Genomic DNA, 18,173 nt, shown 5'->3' with positions numbered 1-18,173 from the left:
ATGCGCGAACACCTTTTCAGCAAACTCCTGCACGCCTGCGCACCGCTGCTGGTGTGGGCGCTGCATTTTTTCTTTTGCTATGTGTGGGTGGCGGCGCTGTGCGCGCCCGGCATGATTGACGGCGAGGCGCCGCGCCGGTGGGTGGTGGGGATGGCGTCGGCGCTGGCGCTGGGAGTGTGTTTGTGGCTGGCGTGGCGCGCGCGCCATGTGCTGGCCAATGCGTCGGAGGCGACGCGCCTGCTGGACTGGGCCAGCGCTGGCAGTGCCGTGCTGGCCGTTGCCGGGGTGGCGTGGACCAGTTTGCCGGCGTTGATGCTGGATGGTTGCGGCTAAGCTGCACGTCGTTCCAGCGCTAAGGCGACACTCGGTGGGAATCCAAGCTCATTGAGCCGCCCGTGGCTGCGGTACGAAATTGGATTCCCGCCTTCGCGGGAAAGACGGTTTTGCGGCTAGTTGGTCACCGCTGGAACCGCGGCGGGCGCGCTTACGGGCGCTGGCGCCGTCGGCGTCACCCGCCAAACCACATTACCCACATCATCGGCCACCAGCAGCGCGCCGGCCTTGTCGACCGCCACGCCAACGGGACGGCCGTAGGCGTCGCCGTCCTCGTTCACAAAGCCGGTCAGGATCTCGATCGGTTTCCCTTTCGGCATACCTTTGTCGAAAGGCACGAACACCACGTTATAGCCGCTCAGCGGTTCGCGGTTCCACGAGCCATGCTGGCCGATGAACGCGCCACCCGCGTACTGCGCCGGGAACAAACTGGCTTCATAAAACACCATGCCCAGCGGCGCCACGTGGCTGCCCAGCGCGTAGTCGGGCATGATGGCCTTGGCCACCAGCTCCGGCTTGGGCGGCTTGACCCGCTCGTCGACGTGCTTGCCGTAGTAGCTGTATGGCCAGCCGTAAAACCCGCCATCCTTCACCGAAGTCAGGTAATCGGGCACCAGGTCGCTGCCCAGCTCGTCGCGTTCATTGACCACCGTCCACAGGGCGCCGCTCTGCGGCTGCCAGCCCATGCCGTTCGGATTGCGCAGACCAGAGGCGAACAGGCGCGTGGCCTTGCTGGCCAGGTCGACTTCCAGGATCGCGGCGCGGTTGACCTCGTTCTCCATGCCGTTCTCGGCCACATTGCTGTTGGAGCCGACGGTCGCGTACAGCTTGCTGCCATCCTTGCTGGCGATGATGTTCTTGGTCCAGTGATGATTGATCGGCCCGCCCGGCAGGGCGGCCACCGTTTCGGGCGCGGCACTGATCGCCGTCTCGCCGCTGCGGTAGGGGAACTTCACGATGGCGTCGGCATTGGCGATGTACAGCACATCGCCCACCAGCGCCATGCCGAACGGCGAATTGAGACCCTTCAAAAATTCGGTGCGCATGTCGGCCACGCCGTCGCCATCGGCGTCGCGCAGCAGGGTGATGCGGTTGGCGCTGGGCACGCCGGCGCCAGCCTTGGCCATCACCTTCTTCATCACGAAACCCTTGATGCCCTTGCCATCTTCAGGCTTGGGCGGCGCATTGGTTTCGGCCACCAGCACGTCGCCATTGGGCAGCACGTACAGCCAGCGCGGGTGGTCCAGGCCGCTGACCAGGGCCTTGACGGCAAAGCCGGGCGCGGCGCGCGGGACCACGCCCGCGGGCCAGCCCTTGGCGGGCGCGATATTGACAGTCGGAATGAGGGTCTTGTTCGGCGCGGGAATGACTGGCGCCGGGCCGACGCCATCGCTGGCCGGCAGGATGGACTTTTCGCCGCAGGCCGCAAGGCCCAGCAGCATGCAGCCTGCGAGCAGGCGAACGGACGGATGGTCGCGCATGGGAAATCTCCTTGGATTGGACGGAAAGCGGTCCCGGGGATTCTAGACGAATCATCCAAGCCGGCTCGCCCGTTACGCCACCGCGCCCTCCGCCTGTGCCTGCACGGCTGCCGTGGCCGGTGCACGTCCGCGCCGCCGCACGTACAGCACCAGCCCCGGCAACTGCAGCAGCACCAGAATGCCGAACGCAGCCTGGTAGGCGCTGACCGGATACTGGTGCAGCACATTGGCTTGCCACAAGCCCAGCACCTGGCCAAAGCCGGCCTGCACCAGGAAGGCGCCGATGAAGATCAGCAAGTTGAGGCAGGTAGCGGCGCGCCCGGTCAGGGCGGCGGGCATGCTCTGGGCCACGATCGCATACTCGATGCCGGTAATGGTGCCGATCAGGGTAAACAGTACCGAGAGCGTCTGGAAGCTCGGTTTGAAATTGAGCACGATGCCGATCTGCACCAGCAGGAACAGGCCGATGCCGGCCGCCGCCACGTCGAGCAACTTGACGCCGCGCCGTCCGGCCCACTCGGTCAGCATGCCGACCGCGATGGCGCCGAAAATGACGGCGGCCATGCTCAGGTACAGCAGGTACGCCACGGCGGCGTCGGAAAAATGCGCCACGTCGGACAGCCAGCGCCCTATCCACAAGCCCTGCAGACCGAAGAACACGGCATGCGGAATGAGCATGAGCGAAATGGTCTTGCGAAACGCCGGATCGCGGTAGACATCGAGGATCGATTGCAAGGTCGGCGCCGGCGTCTTGGGCGCGGCGGCGGCGGCGCGCGGGGTCACCAGCCAGATCAGCAAGCCAACGCAGGCGGCCAGCGCGCCGAGCAGGATGAACAGGCCGCGCCAGTCGGTGAACTGCAGCGCCAGGCGCACCGGCAGGGTGGCCGAGGCCGCGCCCAGCCCGCCCACCGCGATCAGGTAGCCGTGTACCGACGGCAAGCGGTCCGGTGCGATCCAGCCGGAAATCGACTTGACGGCCGACATGAAGCAGCCGCCCAGCCCGAAACCGATGACGGCGCGCGCCACCACCAGTTCCGCAAAGCTGTTGCCATGGGCGAACATGAGGGCGCCGCTGCCGGCCAGCAGCATCAGCACCAGTTGCACCTTGCGCGGTCCGTAGCGGTCGAGCGCGATGCCGACCGGCAGCTGCACCAGCGCGAAGGAAAAGAAAAAGGCACTGGTGAGCAGCCCCAGCTGCCCGGAGGTGAGCGAGAGCGATTGCACCAGGTTGGGCGCCAGCACGGCGTTGACGGTACGCAGCAGCGAGGACAGGTAATGCCCCAGCGCAAACGGCAGGAACACGGAGAAAAAAATGGCCAGACCGGACAATCCCTTGTGCTGCTGCGCGCCTCCCATCATGCTTCTCCCCGGCCTCAGGCGGCGTCAGTCTGTTTGCTGCAGCCGCCCGCGCCGGCCCGCTGCGCCGTCGTGATCGGAATGACCTTGCCGGTCGGCGCATGCACGGCGCCATCGTCCTCGCTTTCAAAGAAGAATTTGCTCTTGCCGAAGGCCGGCACCAGGTGGTCCATCCAGGTTGCCTTCTCGTCGAACTTGGCGAAGAAGGGCTTGCGCACCCAGTCCGGATTACGCGCCTGCAAAAATTGCAGGGCGAACAGTTTTTCGCCATTGATGGTGACCACGCCATCGATCACGACCTTGCCGGGGAAGGCGCTCATGGATGGGCCGCGCACCGTGCGCGACAGGCCCGACACCATCTGGTAAGCCGACTGGAAGATGTCATGGGCGCGCGCCAGCGGCAGGGAAAAATACTCGCTGGGGCCGGTGTCGCGTTCGACAAACATATAGTAGGGAATCGCGCCCAGGCGCACGCCGGTGGTCCACAGCTCGGCCCAGCTGGCGGGGTCTTCGTTGATGTGGCGGATCAGCGGGCCTTGCATGCGCAGGGTGGCGCCGGTCGAGACGATCCGTTTGACCGCCTTTTGCGCCATCTCGTTGCGCAGTTCGACGGCGTGGCTGTAGTGGCCCATGATGGCCAGGTTCTTGCCGGAGGCGACCACTTTCTCGAACAGGCGCATCAGGTCGTCGGCATCGCGGTCGGTGACGAAACGCTGCGGCCAGTACGCCACCGCCTTGGTGCCGATGCGGATGTTCTGGATGTGCGCCAGCTCGGGTACCAGCAGCGATTCGAGGAAGCCGGCCAGCGAACGGGTATTCATGATCATCGGGTCGCCCCCCGTGATGAGCACGTCGGTCACATCCGGATGGGTGGCCAGATAGGCAACCAGTTCGGTCGTCTCGCGCGCATCGAACTTCATGTCGTCCATGCCGACGAATTGCGGCCAGCGGAAGCAGAAAGTGCAGTAGGCGTGGCAGGTCTGGCCGGCGCTGGGGAAGAACAGCACCGTTTCCTTGTACTTGTGCTGCAGGCCGCGCAACGGAGCGTCGTTCACGCGCGGCACGTTGTGGGTCATCTGCCCGGCCGGATGGGGATTCATGCGCATCCGGATCGTGTGCACCAGCTGGTTGATGGCCGTTTCATCCTTCTTGTACAGCACCAGCTCGCGCAGCCGGGCGTATTCCTGGGGCTGCAGCATGTCGCGGTGCGGAAACACCAGGCGGTAGATCGGATCGTCCGGAATATTGCTCCAGTCGATCAACTGGTCCATCACATATTCATTGGTGCGAAACGGCAGCACCCGCGAGACCACTTCCACCGCTTCCTGCAGCTCGGGCGACATGAATTGCCACTGACGCGCATTGGCGATCGACTGGCGGGTGTAGGGCTTGAATTTGGGGGACGAAAGATCGGTCACGACGGGCTCCTGAACAGGGTGGGAAGGCAGAAAATCATCATATGCTTGCCTTCAAGAATCAAATTGCCCTACATCAATATGACGAAGCAACGTTGTTCTTGTGCCCGCACAAACGGCCTGGAGTGTGGCGTGCGCGCATCCTTCGCCTCGGCCTTGACATTGCGCAATCGGCGCCGGGAGCGGGGGCGTAGATTACGCAATGCACCTAAGCAACAGCCCTCCATTCCTGAAAGGATCTGCCATGAAATTGCTGCTGACCGCCACCGCCCTGTGCTTCACCTTTGCCGCCGGCGCCGCCTGCGCCGCCGAACCCACCGAAAAAGACGCGATTGCCATGGTCGAGCGCGGCGTTGCGCTGATCAAATCCAAGGGCAAGGAAGAAATGGTCAAACGCATCAACGCCAAGGACAAGGATTTCGTCCAGGGCGAGCTGTACATCGACATGCGCGACCTGCAGACCGGCATCGTGCTGGCCCACCCGATCAACCCATCGATCGTGGGCAAGGACCTGACCGACGTGCCCGATGCGAGCGGCAAGAAATATCGCCGTGAAATCATCAACCTGGGCCAGTCGAAGGGCAAGGGCTGGGTCGACTACCAGTACAAGAACCCCACCAACGGCAAGATCGAGCCGAAAACCACCTACATCCAGCGGGTCGACGATGTGGTGCTGGAAGCGGGCATTTACAAGAATTGATGCACTTGGAAAGCGGGCGGCATCTGCCGTCCGCGCAACGTACTATCGGGAGTAAGGCATGCTGAACAAACTGCGTATTGGGCCCAAGCTGCTGCTGGCCCCCGCTCTGGTGCTGATTTTGCTGATGCTGGTGGCCGCGGGAGCCTGGTACGGCATGGTGCGCCAGAATGCTTCCCTGGAAAAAATGGTGCAGGTGCACGCCACGCGCCAGAAAGCCGCGGCCGACGTCGCCGGCGACGCCAAGCATGCGCACGCCAATATCTATCAATTGCTGGCCTGGATCAACGGCAGCTTCGCCCAGTCGCGCGTCGATGCGCTGACCGCCGACATCGGCAAGAAGCACCGCGCCATCGCCGACCAGCTGACGGCGCTGGGGCAGATGGCCGAGCCATCCGAGAAAAAGCTGATCGAGGCGTCCGGCGTCACGCTGGCGGCCTACCGCAAGGGTGTGCTGGAAACCATCGAAATGGCGCAGATGGACCAGTCGATCGCCACCAACTCGATGCAAAAGGCCGAAAAGGAATTCGTTACCCTCAGCGCCAGCCTGGGCCAGCTGGCGACCCTGGAAAAGACCCGGGCCGAGCACGCCTACGCCGAGGCGCGCGAAGAATTCCGTTCGCTGGTGGGGGCGATGGCGGCCCTGGTGCTGCTCTCGATCGGCCTGTCGCTGCTGGCCACGATGCTGGTGCGGCGCGGCATGCTGGCCGACATCCGCGCCATTGCCGGGGTGGTGGGCGACCTGGCCGAGGGGCGCCTGACGGTGGGCACGCCGAACCGCGGCCGCGATGAAATCGCCGACACCTCGCGCGCGCTGGACCACACCATCGCCAACCTGAACCAGACCTTGCGCACGGTGCTGACCTCGGTACACTCGATCGACACAGCCTCGAAGGAAATCGCCACCGGTAACCTGGACCTGTCGAGCCGCACCGAAATGCAGGCCGGCTCGCTGGAACAGACCGCCAGCGCGATGGAAACGCTGACCCTGGCGGTGAAGGAAAACGCCAGTAATGCGCGCCGCGCCAACGATCTGGCGTCCAGCGCCGCCACCCTGGCCGCGAGCGGCGGGCAAGCGGTCGAACGGGCGGTGACGACCATGGCCCAGATCAAGGCCAGCTCGGGCAAGATCGTCGACATCATCGGCGTGATCGACGGTATTTCGTTCCAGACCAATATATTGGCGCTGAACGCGGCGGTGGAAGCGGCGCGCGCCGGCGAGCAGGGCCGCGGCTTTGCCGTGGTGGCGGCCGAGGTGCGCACCCTGGCGCAGCGCTCGGCGGCGGCAGCCAAGGAAATCAAGACCCTGATCGCGGCCTCGGTCGCCATCATCGACGGCGGCAGCGCCTCGGTCAATGAAGCGGGCAGCAGCATGGGCAATATCGTCGCCTCGGTCAAGCAGGTTAACGAGATCATCGAGCGCATCAGCCTGGCCAGCTCCGAGCAGGCCGAAGGCATTGCCGAAGTCAATATGGCGGTCGGCCAGATGGATTCCATGACCCAGCAGAACGCGGCGCTGGTGGAGCAAGCCGCGGCCGCGGCCGAGAGCCTGCACGAGCAGACGGTGAACCTGTCGCGGGCGGTATCGATCTTCCAGATCGATGCCGATCCGGAAGACGAGGAGCAGGACTTCGAGCAGGCCGACCTGCATGGCGACCCGGATGCCGACTACCGCGAACCGGCCGAGCGGCGCGCGGCGTCGAGCAAGATGCGGGCGGTGGGTGCGCGCGGACTGTCGTCGGCGGCGCGCGAGGCGGCCGGACGGCGCGCACTCTGACGTTGGCCCGGCTCAGCGGAACGGCTTGCTCACGAAGCGCGAGCCGGCCAGGCCGAAGCGCCAGGGCACGTCCATGGCCTTGGAAATGCCGATCCGCGGCCCGGCCACCACCACGACCGGATCGCCCGGTGCGCTAAGGGCGAACGGCGGCGCATCCAGCGCCAGCGCGTTGTGGGCGCGCGTCACGCCCAGCGCCTGGCATAGCTTGCCGGGTCCGGAACACAACAGGCGCACATCGTCCAGAGCGCGCCGCTCGCGCATCACGTCGATGCCCGCCAAAGGCTCGAGCGCGCGGATCAGTACCCCGGCGCCATGGCCATGGTCACGGCAGACGAAGTTGAGGCACCAGTGAATTCCGTAGGAGCGGTACACATAGGCATGCCCGGGCGGACCGAACATGGCCAGATTGCGTTCGCTCGGGCCGGAAAAGCTGTGCGAGGCCGGGTCGTCGCGGTCGTAAGCCTCGGTTTCGACGATGCGCCCGCCCACGCCATCGACCAGCAGCACCACGCCGATGAGCTGGCGCGCCACCTCCTGCGACGGCGCATGAAAATCGATACCCGCCAACTGTGTCTTTGTCTGCATTTTCATAAGAAACAATATTACCTTGCCAAACTGGCGCGCAATGTGCGGCCGGGCACCAAACAGATCCGTCCGGTGTGACGGTGCCCCAACACTGAAGAAAGATTCTTTTTTGAATGCGACAAGATCAGCCGCAGCCAGGCAGACTGGTTTATAGTGATCCATTGCAAGAGATTCCACACGGAAATTAATCTTCGATATCATATGAGCAACCCAGCCGCCCTAGCCACCTCCTCCGACGACCCGGTCGACGCCCTGATCAAGTCGATCCGGATTCCGCCGCGTCCGAGCCTGCTGGCCGATCTGCAGCGCGAACTGATGTCGGAAGACCCGTCGCCGGCCACCATCGGGCGCATCATCGCCAGCGACGTGGGCATGTCCGGGGCACTGCTCAAGCTGGCCAATTCCTCCTTCTACGGCGGCAAGCGCAAGGCCAAGTCGATCGAGCAAGCGATTTTGTTTCTTGGAATCAACCAGGTGGCCGCCCTGATGACCGGCCTGCTGGCGCGCCGCACCATCGGCGCCGACCACGCCTCGCTGGCCAGCTTCTGGGACCTGTCGACCCGGCGCGCCCAGGCCATGGTCTACCTGTCGCGCCGCCTGGGCATCGGCGAAGCCGACGTGGCCCATACCTTCGGCCTGTTTTGCGACACCGGCGTGCCGCTGCTGATGCAGCGCTTTCCCGGCTACGCCGCCACCTTCGCCGACGCCGCCAACGACCCCGTACGACCCTTCACCGCGCTCGAAGATGAACGCCACAGCACCAACCACGCCGCCATCGGCTGCCTGCTGGCGCGCAACTGGGGCCTGTCGAGCGAGGTAGTCTGGGCCATCCTGCACCACCAGGACTACAGCGTGCTCGAAGACGAAGCCACCGACGACGCCGTGCGCGCCCTGGTGGCGCTGTCGCTGCTGGCCGAAAGCGCCATCCAGCAGTACCAGGGCCACGGCGGCTCGCTCGAATGGGACAAGGGCGGCGCACGCGCCAGCGCCTACCTGGGCCTGTCGGACGACGACATCACCGACCTGCTCGACGAACTGCACGATTCCTTCCACGGCGAGCACTAGACTTTCGTGCGCGCGGCGACGATACTGAAAGCCAGACTTCAGGAGGCGACGATGAAACGACTTGCCAGCTTGGTCATCTGTACCCTTTCCTTGCTGGGCAGTGGCTGCGCAGGCCTGCGCGTGCCGGCCCCGCTGCCGCTGCCGGCGGTGTTCAGCGATGCCTCGTTCGCGCTGCCGCCGGCCGCGGTCGGCCCGGAACAGCTGTTCGTGCTCAGTCCCGCCATGCGCGCCTACATCGAGAGTCCGGAATTTACCACCGTGATGCGCAAGCTGGGACCGGAGCGCGGCCTGGTCGAGGCGCTCTACACCAAGGGCGAACTGAAACTCGAATACGACGCCAGCGTCACCCGCAACGCCGCCGAAACGTTCGACGCGCGCATGGGCAACTGCCTGTCGCTGGTGCTGATGACGGCCGCTTTCGCCAAGCACCTGGGACTGGAGGTGCAGTACCAGGACGTGATGACCGAGGAAGTCTGGAGCCGCAACGCCGGCCTGTATTTCGCCAGCACCCACGTCAACCTCTCCATGGGCAAGCGCCGCACGGCGCAGGCGCGCGGCGTGGCCGCCGACGAACGCATGCTGACCATCGACTTTTTGCCGCCCGAAGACAGCGCGCGCTACAACACGCACACGATCGAGGAGCGCATGATCGAAGCGATGTTCATGAATAACCGCGCGGCCGAGGCGCTGTCCGAGAAGCGCCTCGACGAAGCCTACTGGTGGGCGCGCGCGGCGGTAACGCACCTGCCCACCTTCGCCACCCCATACAACACGCTGGGCGTGATCTACCAGCGCCATGGCGACGTTGCGCTGGCCGAACGCGCGTTCAAGGCCGCCCTGACCCTGGAACCGGAAAGCACGATCGCCATGCACAACCTCGTGCCGGTGCTGTCGACACTGGGCAAGGCCGAGGAATCGAAGGTGCTGGCGGCGCGCCTGGCCGCGCTCGAACCGACCCCGCCCTTCCACTACTTCCACCTGGCGATGAAGGCCATGCAAGAGGCGCGCTATGGCGAGGCGCGCGACCTGCTGCACAAGGAAGTGCGGCGCGCGCCCTTCAACCACGAGTTCCACTTCTGGCTGGCGATCGCGCACTGGCGCCTGGGCGAAGGCAGCGCGGCGCGCGACGAACTGGCGCTGGCGCTCGACAACAGCACCACGCGCGCGGCCACCGAGCGCTATTCGGCCAAACTGGCCTTCCTGCGCTCCCAGATCGGCAACCGCCAGCGCGCTTACTGAGCGCCGCTTCCTGTACGTAGAAGTCGCAGCTGGCGCGCCCGGCGAGCGCCGGCCTATAATCGGTGTTCGTCCATTCTTAGCGAGCCTCCATGCGCAGCGACCTGCCCGCCCTGATCATCATCGACATGCAAAAAGCCATGGCCAATCCGGCCGCGGGCCAGCGTAACAACCCCGATGCCGCGGAGCGCACCGCGCGCCTGCTGGCAGCCTGGCGCGCCGCCGACGCGCCGGTGGTCCACGTGCGCCATATCTCGCGCACGCCGGGCAGCCTGTTCTGGCCCGGCCAGGCCGGCGTGCAATTCCAGGATGCGCTCGCGCCCCTGCCATCCGAACACGTGGTCGAGAAAAACGTACCCGACGCCTTTATCCATTCCACGCTCGAACGCTGGCTGCGGGTGCGCGGCATCGGCCGCATCGTCATGGCGGGTGTGAGCACCAACAATTCGGTCGAAGGTAGCGCACGCAGCGCCGGCAACCTGGGATTTCACACCACCGTGGTGGCCGACGCCTGCTTCGCCTTCGCCTGCACCGACTACGCCGGCCAGGCGCGCAGCGCCGACGAGGTGCACGCGATGGCGCTGGCCAACCTGAACGGCGAATACGCCACCATCAGCGACAGCGCCAGCGTGCTGCGCGCCCTCACTGGCATGTGACGATTCCCCGCCAATTCATCAATAGGTCATAAACAGGCTCTAGACTTCCAGCCATCGTTCACTGGAGCCTTCATGACCTCAACACTTTCACGCCGCGGTTTTCTCACGCGCGGCGGCATCCTCGCCGGCGGCACGGCGCTCAATGGTTCGCTGCTGCTCTCGGCCTGCGGCGGTTCGGATTCGCCCGCCCCTTCCGTGATCCCGAGCGACGCCGAACGGCCCAAGCTGCCCTCCGGAATCCAGTTCGGCGACGTGACCGGCGAGCGCGCCGTCATCTGGAGCCGCAGCGACCGCAACGCGCAAATGATCGTCGAATACGATACGAGCGAACGCTTCACCAACGCCAGCCGCATTGTCGGCCCGTACGCCACCGAAGCCACCGACTTCACTTCGCGCGTCGACTTGTCCGGCCTGCCCGCCGGCCAGACCGTGTTCGTGCGCGTCAAGTACATCGACCCGGCCAATGGCCGCATCGAGAGCGAAGCGGTGGCGGGCCAGTTCCGCACCATGCCGCAGGCCGACGGCAAGCGCGCTATCCGCTTTCACTGGAGCGGCGACCAGGCCGGCCAGGGCTGGGGCATCAACCCCGACTTCGGCGGCGTGCGCATGTACGAATCGATGCGCAAGCGCGATCCGGATTTCTTCATCCACAATGGCGATACCGTCTACGCGGACGGCCCGATCGCGGCCGAAACGAAGGCCGAAAACGGCCAGATCTGGAAAAGCCTGGTCACCGAGGAAGTGAGCAAGGTCGCCGAAACGCTCAAGGAATTCCGCGGGCGCCATGCGTACAACACGCTGGACCTGAACTTTCGCAAATTCGCCGCGCAGGTGCCGCAGATCTGGCAGTGGGACGACCACGAGGTCACCAACAACTACAGCGGCGCCAAGAACCTCTCGGCCGACGCGCGCTACAAGGAAAAGAACGTCGCCACCCTGGCCGAACGGGGCCGCCGCGCGTTCCTGGAATACGCGCCGATGCGCTATTACAAACAGGCCGAACCCCAGCGCATCTACCGCAGCATTTCGTACGGCCCGCTGCTGGACGTGTTCGTGATCGACATGCGCAGCTACCGTGGTCCCAACAGCACCAACCTGCAGACCGAGGAAAACGCCAGCTCGGCGCTTCTGGGCTCGGCGCAGGTGGACTGGCTGATCGCCGAACTGACTGCCTCGAAGGCCACCTGGAAGGTCATTGCGTCGGACATGCCGATCGGGCTGGAGGTAGCCGACGGCAAGGACGCCAAGGGCGTGGCGATGTGGGAAGCAGTGGCCAATGGCGTGAGCGGCCCGGCGTCGGGACGCGAGCTGGAAATGGCGCGCCTGCTCAAGGGCATCAAGGCGGTGCCGAACGTGGTCTGGATCACGACCGACGTGCATTACTGCGCGGCCCATTACTACGATCCGGCCAAGGCGCATTTCACCGACTTTGCGCCGTTCTGGGAGTTCGTGGCCGGCCCGATGAATGCCGGCGCCTTCGGCCCGGGCAAACTCGATACGACATTCGGCCCGACCGAAGTGTTTTCCAAATCGCCGCCAGTCCAGAATGCGTCGCCGTTCGCCGGCTACCAGTTCTTCGGCGAAGTCAATATCGACCCGCAGTCGAAAGCGATGAAGGTCGAACTGCTGGACCTGAACGGCGTGACGCAGTTCAGCAAAACCCTGCCGGCGGCCGGCATTTAAGCCGCCACTGGCTGCGCGCGCGCGAGCTGGTGGCGCATCAGGTGGAAATACAAGCCATCCTGCTGGGCCACCAGCTGCGCGTGCGTGCCCTGCTGTGCCAGCCGGCCCTGATCGAGCACCAGGATGCGGTCGGCCTTGACGATGGTGGAAAAGCGGTGCGCGATGATGATCGTGGTGCGCCCTTCCATTAGCGTGTCGAGGGCGCGCTGGACCTGCAGTTCGCTGGCCGAATCGAGCGCGCTGGTCGCTTCGTCGAGAATCAGGATGCGCGGATCGCGCAACAGGGCGCGCGCAATCGCGATGCGCTGTTTCTGCCCGCCCGACAGTTGTGCGCCGCGCTCGCCGACCACGGTATCGTAGCCGTCGGGGAAGCCGCTGATGAAATCGTGGGCGAAGGCCAACGCCGCCGCTGCCTTCACCTCGTCCAGCGTCACGTCGCGTTCGGCGACCGCAAACGCGATATTCTCAAAAATACTGCCTGAAAAGAGCGACGGCTCCTGCTCCACGATCGCGAGCTTGCTGCGGATGCCGGCCAGCGGCATGGCGCCCGCCTCGATGCCATCGAAGGCGATGCTGCCGCTGTCGGGCTGGTAAAAGCCCAGGATCAGGCTCGCGATGGTCGATTTGCCGGCGCCGGACGCGCCCACCAGCGCAATGGTTTCGCCGGCGGCGATCGAAAAACCGATGCCTTTGAGCGCTTGCGCGTCGGGCCGCTCGGGATACGAGAACACCACATCGTTAAAGGCCAGATTGCCCTGCAAGAGCACCGCGCTGTGTGTTTCCGCTTGCGCCGCCGTCTCCGGTGCGCGGTCCGAGTTGATGACCTCGAAAATCCACTCGGTGGCGCCGATGGTCCGCATCCACGCGTTCCAGAATTCACCGATGGCGCCGGCCGCTTCCGTCACCATGCTGGCGTACAGGATGAAGGCGGTCAGGTCCCCCACCGACAGCACGCCCTGGCCGATCAGGCGCGCGCCGAACCACAAGGTGCCCAGCAGCGCCAGGTATACGAGGAAGGACGAGCCGCCCCGAAACAGCGCAAACAGCGCGCTGCTCGACACCGACAGCGACAGCGCGCGTTCGGTGGCGCCGGCATAACGGGCGCGCGCGGTGCGCTGCTGGCTGAAGGCGTGCACCAGGCGGATGTTGGAAAAATGTTCGTGCGCGACCTTGCCGCATGCAGCCTGCCCATCCTGCATCAGGCGCGCGCGCTTGCGGTATACCTTGCCCGTCATTTTGCCGATGATGAGGGTGGCCGGCAGAAAGAACACCAGCATCAGGCACAGCGCCGGCGAAATCGTCAGCAGCATCACCACCCCGCCGATGAACACGCACAGGCAGCGCAGCGACACCGCCATTCCCATGGTCAGGGTGTCGTGCAGGACTTCGACATCGGCCGTGAGGCGGTTATTCAGTTCGCCGACATGGTGCTTGTCGAAGAAGCGGATCGGCTGGTTGATCAGCGCCGCGTACAACTGGCGCCGGATGCGCGTGACGATCATGTAGCCGGTCGACTCGAAAATGTAATAGCGCGCGGTGGCCGCCACGGCCTGGATCGCGAGCACGGCCAGCATGATCAGCGCCAGTGAGCTGAACCAGGCCATGTCCTTCTGCACATTGATGTTATCGATGAAGTACGACAGCGCCTTGGGATAAGCCAGCTGGATCAGCACCGTGACGGCCATGCACACAATCCCGGCGCACAGGCGCGCGGCAAAGGGGCGCAAAAGACGCAGGCGGTCGAGGTGGGGCGACGGCCGGCTCACGCGCTTGCCTCGCTGGCGATGCGTACCTCGTCCATCTGTTCGGAAAAACTGCGCCAGTCGTCGTCGCCGATCATGCCGCGCGCGTCCAGAGTGCCGGCCTGGCTGATGAACAGATACGACGGCGACGACATCACGGGATTGAGCATCTCGTAGTCGGTGGCGGCCACGCGCAAGGTGCTGCCAGCCAGCGAGCTCGCCTGCAGGAAGCGGCGCAGGCGCCATGCCGGTTCCAGGCTGACCAGCCAGATCGCCACACCGGCGTCGCGCGCCAGCGGCGCCAGGCGCTCGATGCCGGGCAGCTTCTGGCGGCATTTGGGGCAGGCGCTGGACAGGAACAGCAAGACCGCCGGCTGGCCGTCGCCGCCAACCGTAAGCGGCGCGCCACCGGCCAGCGGCTTGCCGGTGAAGGCGGGAACCGGTTCGCCCACCGGCAGCATCGACGCCGCCCTGGCGGCCGCGCTCAGGCTATGGACGACTTTCGACAGATGCAGCGACAGCTTGAGGTTCAGCGCCACGCTCAGGGCCAGCAGCAGCAGGATGAGAGCCAGGACGTCGCTGTCCATCATGTGCTCCGCTGCATGGCGCGGGCCAGATCGTGAAAGCCGATGGCGCCGATCGTGCCGATGAGTGCCAGCGCGGCGGCCAGCACGCTCTCTTTCTTGCCGAAAGCCGCATCGCCGGAAAGGGCAAGGCCGGCGCCGATGCTGGCGATGATCAAGCCGTTGCGCAGCAAATCGTAGCCGGAGACCGGCCGTTCGCTCTCGCCGAAGCAGCTGCATTTGACGCTGCCTTCGACCACGTAGCGATAGCCCACCAGCGCCGTCACCAGCACGAACAGCACCAGGGCGCCGGCCATCCCCGCGCGCCCGATGCCGCCGCCGGCGAGAATGAGGGTGGCGAGCAGCGCTTCGGCCGCGACCACCGCGGGCGCCAGGATCGTTGCCGCCTGCCGGGGCAGGCCGAAGGAGTCGGACAGGTTATGTGCGAAAGCGGCCAGCGTGCGTAATTTGCCGAGGGCGGCGCAAGCGAGCAAAAAGGCGGTGAAGAAGCGGATGATCTCCGCGAGGTAGGGCGCGGCGCTCATACGGCTCTCTGGCTCCAGCGCGGCAAAAAGCCGCCGCTGCGGTGCTCGCGCAGCATGCCGCCGTCGCGTGTGGCCAGCAGCACATCGTTCCACGGCGCCTCGGCCGATTCGCGCAGCCCGCCGCCGACCAGCGCTTGCAGCGCGCGCGAGATCGCCCAGGCGCGTTCCTCCACTTCCGGATCGCGCCGGATCGTCAAGCCGAGTTTTGCAAGCTCCTCGCGGGTCAGCGCATAGTTATGCGAGTAGTAGCCGAACATCAGTTCCTTGATGACGTCCCGACGGAACGTCTCGGTTTTGTCGGGCAGCTGGAAGCGCAGCAGCTCTTCGCCGATCTGCATGACTTCCTGCGTGGTGCGGTAGAACGCGGTGAGGGTCGGCGGGAAGATGCTGTTGCACAGAAGGCCCAGCGACTGCAGGCGCGCCTCGTCGGAGCTGACCCCAAACCATTCCTCGCCCATGGCGCCGAACATCTTGATGTCCTGGCACGAGAACGAGGAAGCGGCGCTGTCGTCCCCGGTGCCGCCATGCAGGTGCGGATCGATCGGCGAGAACATGGCCAGGTCGCCGGCGATGATTTCGTCGGCCGCCAGCGCCAGGATGGTGGCCGAGGACTCGCAGTGATAGGGCACGATGATGCCCAGGTGGTCCGTGAACTGGCGCAGCAGCAGGGCAATGCGGCGCGCTGCGTTGACGATGCCGCCGCGGCACTGCAGCACCACGTCCAGGCGCGGCACGCGACCGATGGCGCGGCACTGTTCATACAAGGCAGGCAGGATCTCCAAGTCCAGATTCGACGCCGCGAACACCAGCACGCGGCTGGTGCGCAGCGATTCGATCTCCTTGATGTGGTCACGCACGGGAAAGCGGGCCGGCTGGGTCATGCGCACTCCTGAATGAGTCGGTCGGCCAGGGCGTCGAGCATCGCGAATTCGGGAATCAACTGCTCGACATAGAGAAACTGGCCGACGGGATTATTTTCGAGAAAAACGTAGTCCTGGTCGGGCGTGACGATCAGGTCCAGCGCGCTGTAAGGCAGGTCGTAGCTGCGCGCGAACGCCAGACAGCGCTCGCGCACCGCATCCGGCAAGATGGTCGCCTCGTACAGGATATCGGCCGACATATCGCGCGAATCGATGGCGGTGCGTTGGTCGTCCTGCGAATGAATCTTGGCGGAGAACACGCGCTCGCCGATGATCGTCACGCGCAGTTCGTATTGCTTGGGGATGTACTGCTGAAAATGGCAGGCCAGTTCGCCGACCGATTCGAGCTGTTCAAGCATGGCATCGTCGACCAGCGTGGTGCCGATGCCGGATGCGACGCGCTCGCCGTCGGCCAGGTCTTCGCCGCCGAGGTTGGGACTGGACAGGGCCTTGAAAATCATGGGGCCGTCAAAACTGGCGCGGAAGGCTTTGACCTCGGCCGGCGAATTGGTCGTCAGCGAGGCGGGAATGCGAAACCCCATGCGCGCGGCGCGCTGCAATTGCTCGCCCTTCCACATGGCGCCGCGCAGGGCCAGCGGATGGCTCATCCAGAAGCAGTCGAGCGTGTAGAACATGCCGAACAGGGCCTGCTCGGTTTCCCCCTTCGCGTAGATGCGCTCCTGGATGCCGAGGTCGGGACTGAGAAAGGAGAATTCGGCCGGCTTGCGGCTCCAGACCGCACCCACGTCGGCCAGATCGAGCGTCACGCCCGACGGCAGGTGGCGTATCGACTGGCGCAGGGAGCCGGCGGCAAACCATTGGGACGTCTGGTAATCGCGCGGGAAGGCGTCCAGATCGAGGCGGAAGGCCGCATATCCCTTGGCCTGCAAAATGGGAATGAGCAGGTCGACGTGCAGGTCCGAGCTATTACTGACAATTAAAACCTTTTTCGGCATATGCCACTTTGAAGAGGTCCACGGAAACAGCCCTGCCCGCAGGGGGCAGGGCTGGGCACATTCAATCGCTTAGCACCATACGCCCAGATCGCGGCCCCAATAACCGTCTGCACGCTGATCTTCGCCGGAGCAGCCGGCACTGGCGACGCCGTCGCGCAATTTCCATTGCGGCGCCGGTTTGGCTTCCTTGGCTTTCTTTTCTGCCAGCGTTTCCGCGAGTCTGAATGCAAACAGTTTGGTGTTCTCGTGCTTTTCCATTGACCGATCTTTCAAAGAATAGTGAAGGAGACGACAACGCTGCGGATAAAAAAAGCCCTGCAATGAGCAAGGCTTTTTATCCGTCGAATCTGTCAGCAATAGATGCCGTTGTCGCGGCCCCACAGGCGGTCGCCGCGTGCATCCGGACCGGAGCAGCCGGCGGTGGACACGCCTTCGCGCGCCTGCCACTGCGGTGCAGGTTTTGTTTCTTTATTTTTTTTCTCGGCCAGCTTGAACGCGAACGTTTTCATTCCATTTTGATTTTTCATTTTCGTATCTTTCTAAAAATAGCGAAATTCAATCCAACGGTGTACCACTTCTAGTGGCAGAGAAATGCTAGTCGCATGCAAACCTTGCGTCAAGATAAATATTATTCTTTGTTTAATGCAAATTGCATATATTCACGCCAAACGCCCACGAGGGAAACACCATTGCGGTCCATGCGGCTCAGGTCTAGCATAGGTGTATCTGACCAATCGAGACCGTCATGCGAACTAGCATTGTGATTGATGACAAATTGATGGAGGACACGCTCCGTTTGACTGGCCTGAAGTCCAAACGTGAGGTAGTGGAACTAGGATTACGAACGATTCTGCGTCTTCATCAACAGGAAAAGATACGCCAGCTTCGAGGCAAGCTGATGTGGGAGGGTGATCTTGATGCCATGCAGACCGACCGGTGACCATCGACACTGTGATTGCGACTGGCTGCATCATGGATGACTACGAACTGCTGTACAGCCACAGGGATTTTGATCCATTCGTAGCGCACTTCGGCCTACGCTCGGCGATTCCGTCATCGACTGCATATCGCGCAGCTGGTTTGCAACCGGAAGAAGGTGCGCTCGCGCTTGCACTGCTCTCGCACCGGCTTGCATTAGCCAAAGGCCCTGCCGGGATATCCTT

At 64.3% G+C, this 18,173-nt stretch carries 19 protein-coding genes; 8 read left to right on the top strand and 11 right to left on the bottom strand.

Annotated features, from left to right (window positions below; all coding sequences use genetic code 11):
• Positions 1-333, top strand: coding sequence for a hypothetical protein (locus tag RBA40_RS05275; RefSeq protein WP_306646538.1), 333 nt, complete (start codon positions 1-3; stop codon positions 331-333).
• A 116-nt stretch (positions 334-449) separates the two neighbouring features.
• Here RBA40_RS05275 and RBA40_RS05270 read toward each other — a convergent pair whose 3' ends face one another.
• The 3 genes from RBA40_RS05270 to RBA40_RS05260 form a co-directional block, all read right to left on the bottom strand.
• A complete protein-coding gene (locus RBA40_RS05270; protein ID WP_306646537.1) occupies positions 450-1,814 on the bottom strand; it encodes a PQQ-dependent sugar dehydrogenase in 1,365 nt (454 codons plus the stop codon).
• 72 nt (positions 1,815-1,886) lie between these two features.
• Complete coding sequence (locus RBA40_RS05265; RefSeq protein ID WP_306646535.1) at positions 1,887-3,173, bottom strand: MFS transporter; 1,287 nt, start codon at positions 3,171-3,173, stop codon at positions 1,887-1,889.
• Positions 3,174-3,187: 14 nt separating this feature from the next.
• Entirely contained in the window at positions 3,188-4,588 is a 1,401-nt protein-coding gene (locus RBA40_RS05260) for a KamA family radical SAM protein (RefSeq protein ID WP_306646533.1), read from the bottom strand.
• A gap of 241 nt (positions 4,589-4,829) precedes the next feature.
• On the opposite strand from RBA40_RS05260, the gene RBA40_RS05255 reads away from it, so the two are divergent.
• Both RBA40_RS05255 and RBA40_RS05250 read left to right on the top strand, forming a co-directional pair.
• Positions 4,830-5,285: a cache domain-containing protein gene (locus tag RBA40_RS05255; RefSeq protein WP_306646532.1), complete on the top strand. Its 456-nt coding sequence runs from the start codon at positions 4,830-4,832 to the stop codon at positions 5,283-5,285.
• Positions 5,286-5,343: 58 nt separating this feature from the next.
• A complete protein-coding gene (locus RBA40_RS05250) occupies positions 5,344-7,059 on the top strand; it encodes a methyl-accepting chemotaxis protein (protein WP_306646530.1) in 1,716 nt (571 codons plus the stop codon).
• Between the two features lie 12 nt (positions 7,060-7,071).
• Here RBA40_RS05250 and RBA40_RS05245 read toward each other — a convergent pair whose 3' ends face one another.
• On the bottom strand, positions 7,072-7,644 hold the full coding sequence (locus RBA40_RS05245) for a DNA-3-methyladenine glycosylase (RefSeq protein ID WP_306646528.1): 573 nt from the start codon (positions 7,642-7,644) through the stop codon (positions 7,072-7,074).
• Positions 7,645-7,845: 201 nt separating this feature from the next.
• On the opposite strand from RBA40_RS05245, the gene RBA40_RS05240 reads away from it, so the two are divergent.
• The 4 genes from RBA40_RS05240 to RBA40_RS05225 all read left to right on the top strand — a co-directional run bounded on the left by RBA40_RS05240 (position 7,846) and on the right by RBA40_RS05225 (position 12,284).
• The gene (locus tag RBA40_RS05240; RefSeq protein ID WP_306646526.1) at positions 7,846-8,709 is read left to right on the top strand and encodes an HDOD domain-containing protein; all 864 of its coding nucleotides are present in this window, start codon (positions 7,846-7,848) and stop codon (positions 8,707-8,709) included.
• A gap of 51 nt (positions 8,710-8,760) precedes the next feature.
• On the top strand, positions 8,761-9,948 hold the full coding sequence (locus RBA40_RS05235) for a tetratricopeptide repeat protein (protein ID WP_306646525.1): 1,188 nt from the start codon (positions 8,761-8,763) through the stop codon (positions 9,946-9,948).
• Between the two features lie 89 nt (positions 9,949-10,037).
• On the top strand, positions 10,038-10,601 hold the full coding sequence (locus RBA40_RS05230; protein ID WP_306646523.1) for a cysteine hydrolase family protein: 564 nt from the start codon (positions 10,038-10,040) through the stop codon (positions 10,599-10,601).
• Positions 10,602-10,673: 72 nt separating this feature from the next.
• The gene (locus RBA40_RS05225; protein WP_306646522.1) at positions 10,674-12,284 is read left to right on the top strand and encodes an alkaline phosphatase D family protein; all 1,611 of its coding nucleotides are present in this window, start codon (positions 10,674-10,676) and stop codon (positions 12,282-12,284) included.
• On the opposite strand, the gene RBA40_RS05220 is transcribed toward RBA40_RS05225, so the two are convergent.
• From RBA40_RS05220 to RBA40_RS05190, 7 genes are all read right to left on the bottom strand, one after another.
• The gene (locus RBA40_RS05220; RefSeq protein ID WP_306646521.1) at positions 12,281-14,050 is read right to left on the bottom strand and encodes an ABC transporter ATP-binding protein; all 1,770 of its coding nucleotides are present in this window, start codon (positions 14,048-14,050) and stop codon (positions 12,281-12,283) included. The genes RBA40_RS05225 and RBA40_RS05220 overlap by 4 nt on opposite strands.
• Positions 14,047-14,616, bottom strand: coding sequence for a TlpA family protein disulfide reductase (locus tag RBA40_RS05215; RefSeq protein WP_306646520.1), 570 nt, complete (start codon positions 14,614-14,616; stop codon positions 14,047-14,049). Before RBA40_RS05215 ends, RBA40_RS05220 begins: the two co-directional genes overlap by 4 nt.
• The gene (locus tag RBA40_RS05210; protein ID WP_306646518.1) at positions 14,613-15,134 is read right to left on the bottom strand and encodes a MauE/DoxX family redox-associated membrane protein; all 522 of its coding nucleotides are present in this window, start codon (positions 15,132-15,134) and stop codon (positions 14,613-14,615) included. Before RBA40_RS05210 ends, RBA40_RS05215 begins: the two co-directional genes overlap by 4 nt.
• Positions 15,131-16,015: an SDH family Clp fold serine proteinase gene (locus RBA40_RS05205; RefSeq protein ID WP_306646517.1), complete on the bottom strand. Its 885-nt coding sequence runs from the start codon at positions 16,013-16,015 to the stop codon at positions 15,131-15,133. Before RBA40_RS05205 ends, RBA40_RS05210 begins: the two co-directional genes overlap by 4 nt.
• A complete protein-coding gene (locus RBA40_RS05200) occupies positions 16,012-17,010 on the bottom strand; it encodes an ATP-grasp domain-containing protein (RefSeq protein WP_306646515.1) in 999 nt (332 codons plus the stop codon). Before RBA40_RS05200 ends, RBA40_RS05205 begins: the two co-directional genes overlap by 4 nt.
• 69 nt (positions 17,011-17,079) lie before the next feature.
• Complete coding sequence (locus RBA40_RS05195) at positions 17,080-17,268, bottom strand: hypothetical protein (protein ID WP_306646514.1); 189 nt, start codon at positions 17,266-17,268, stop codon at positions 17,080-17,082.
• A gap of 92 nt (positions 17,269-17,360) precedes the next feature.
• Positions 17,361-17,537: a hypothetical protein gene (locus RBA40_RS05190; RefSeq protein WP_306646513.1), complete on the bottom strand. Its 177-nt coding sequence runs from the start codon at positions 17,535-17,537 to the stop codon at positions 17,361-17,363.
• A gap of 218 nt (positions 17,538-17,755) precedes the next feature.
• Here RBA40_RS05190 and RBA40_RS05185 point away from each other — a divergent pair, with 218 nt between their 5' ends.
• The gene (locus RBA40_RS05185; RefSeq protein ID WP_306646512.1) at positions 17,756-17,950 is read left to right on the top strand and encodes a type II toxin-antitoxin system VapB family antitoxin; all 195 of its coding nucleotides are present in this window, start codon (positions 17,756-17,758) and stop codon (positions 17,948-17,950) included.
• The last annotated feature ends 223 nt before the right edge of the window (positions 17,951-18,173 follow it).

The organism is Massilia pseudoviolaceinigra (assembly GCF_030846505.1).
Lineage (GTDB): Bacteria > Pseudomonadota > Gammaproteobacteria > Burkholderiales > Burkholderiaceae_D > Telluria_A > Telluria_A violaceinigra.
Note: the sequence above shows the minus strand (reverse complement) of the source record. Positions and strands in the feature narration are given on the sequence as shown.

Coding starts and splice junctions, on each gene's coding strand:
- RBA40_RS05200 (WP_306646515.1), bottom strand. CDS start 17,010: ATGCCGAAAAAGGTTTTAATTGTCAGTAATAGCTCGGACCTGCACGTC.
- RBA40_RS05185 (WP_306646512.1), top strand. CDS start 17,756: ATGCGAACTAGCATTGTGATTGATGACAAATTGATGGAGGACACGCTC.
- RBA40_RS05190 (WP_306646513.1), bottom strand. CDS start 17,537: ATGAAAAATCAAAATGGAATGAAAACGTTCGCGTTCAAGCTGGCCGAG.
- RBA40_RS05210 (WP_306646518.1), bottom strand. CDS start 15,134: ATGAGCGCCGCGCCCTACCTCGCGGAGATCATCCGCTTCTTCACCGCC.
- RBA40_RS05255 (WP_306646532.1), top strand. CDS start 4,830: ATGAAATTGCTGCTGACCGCCACCGCCCTGTGCTTCACCTTTGCCGCC.
- RBA40_RS05230 (WP_306646523.1), top strand. CDS start 10,038: ATGCGCAGCGACCTGCCCGCCCTGATCATCATCGACATGCAAAAAGCC.
- RBA40_RS05195 (WP_306646514.1), bottom strand. CDS start 17,268: ATGGAAAAGCACGAGAACACCAAACTGTTTGCATTCAGACTCGCGGAA.
- RBA40_RS05215 (WP_306646520.1), bottom strand. CDS start 14,616: ATGATGGACAGCGACGTCCTGGCTCTCATCCTGCTGCTGCTGGCCCTG.
- RBA40_RS05270 (WP_306646537.1), bottom strand. CDS start 1,814: ATGCGCGACCATCCGTCCGTTCGCCTGCTCGCAGGCTGCATGCTGCTG.
- RBA40_RS05250 (WP_306646530.1), top strand. CDS start 5,344: ATGCTGAACAAACTGCGTATTGGGCCCAAGCTGCTGCTGGCCCCCGCT.
- RBA40_RS05265 (WP_306646535.1), bottom strand. CDS start 3,173: ATGATGGGAGGCGCGCAGCAGCACAAGGGATTGTCCGGTCTGGCCATT.
- RBA40_RS05240 (WP_306646526.1), top strand. CDS start 7,846: ATGAGCAACCCAGCCGCCCTAGCCACCTCCTCCGACGACCCGGTCGAC.
- RBA40_RS05205 (WP_306646517.1), bottom strand. CDS start 16,015: ATGACCCAGCCGGCCCGCTTTCCCGTGCGTGACCACATCAAGGAGATC.
- RBA40_RS05275 (WP_306646538.1), top strand. CDS start 1: ATGCGCGAACACCTTTTCAGCAAACTCCTGCACGCCTGCGCACCGCTG.
- RBA40_RS05245 (WP_306646528.1), bottom strand. CDS start 7,644: ATGCAGACAAAGACACAGTTGGCGGGTATCGATTTTCATGCGCCGTCG.
- RBA40_RS05225 (WP_306646522.1), top strand. CDS start 10,674: ATGACCTCAACACTTTCACGCCGCGGTTTTCTCACGCGCGGCGGCATC.
- RBA40_RS05235 (WP_306646525.1), top strand. CDS start 8,761: ATGAAACGACTTGCCAGCTTGGTCATCTGTACCCTTTCCTTGCTGGGC.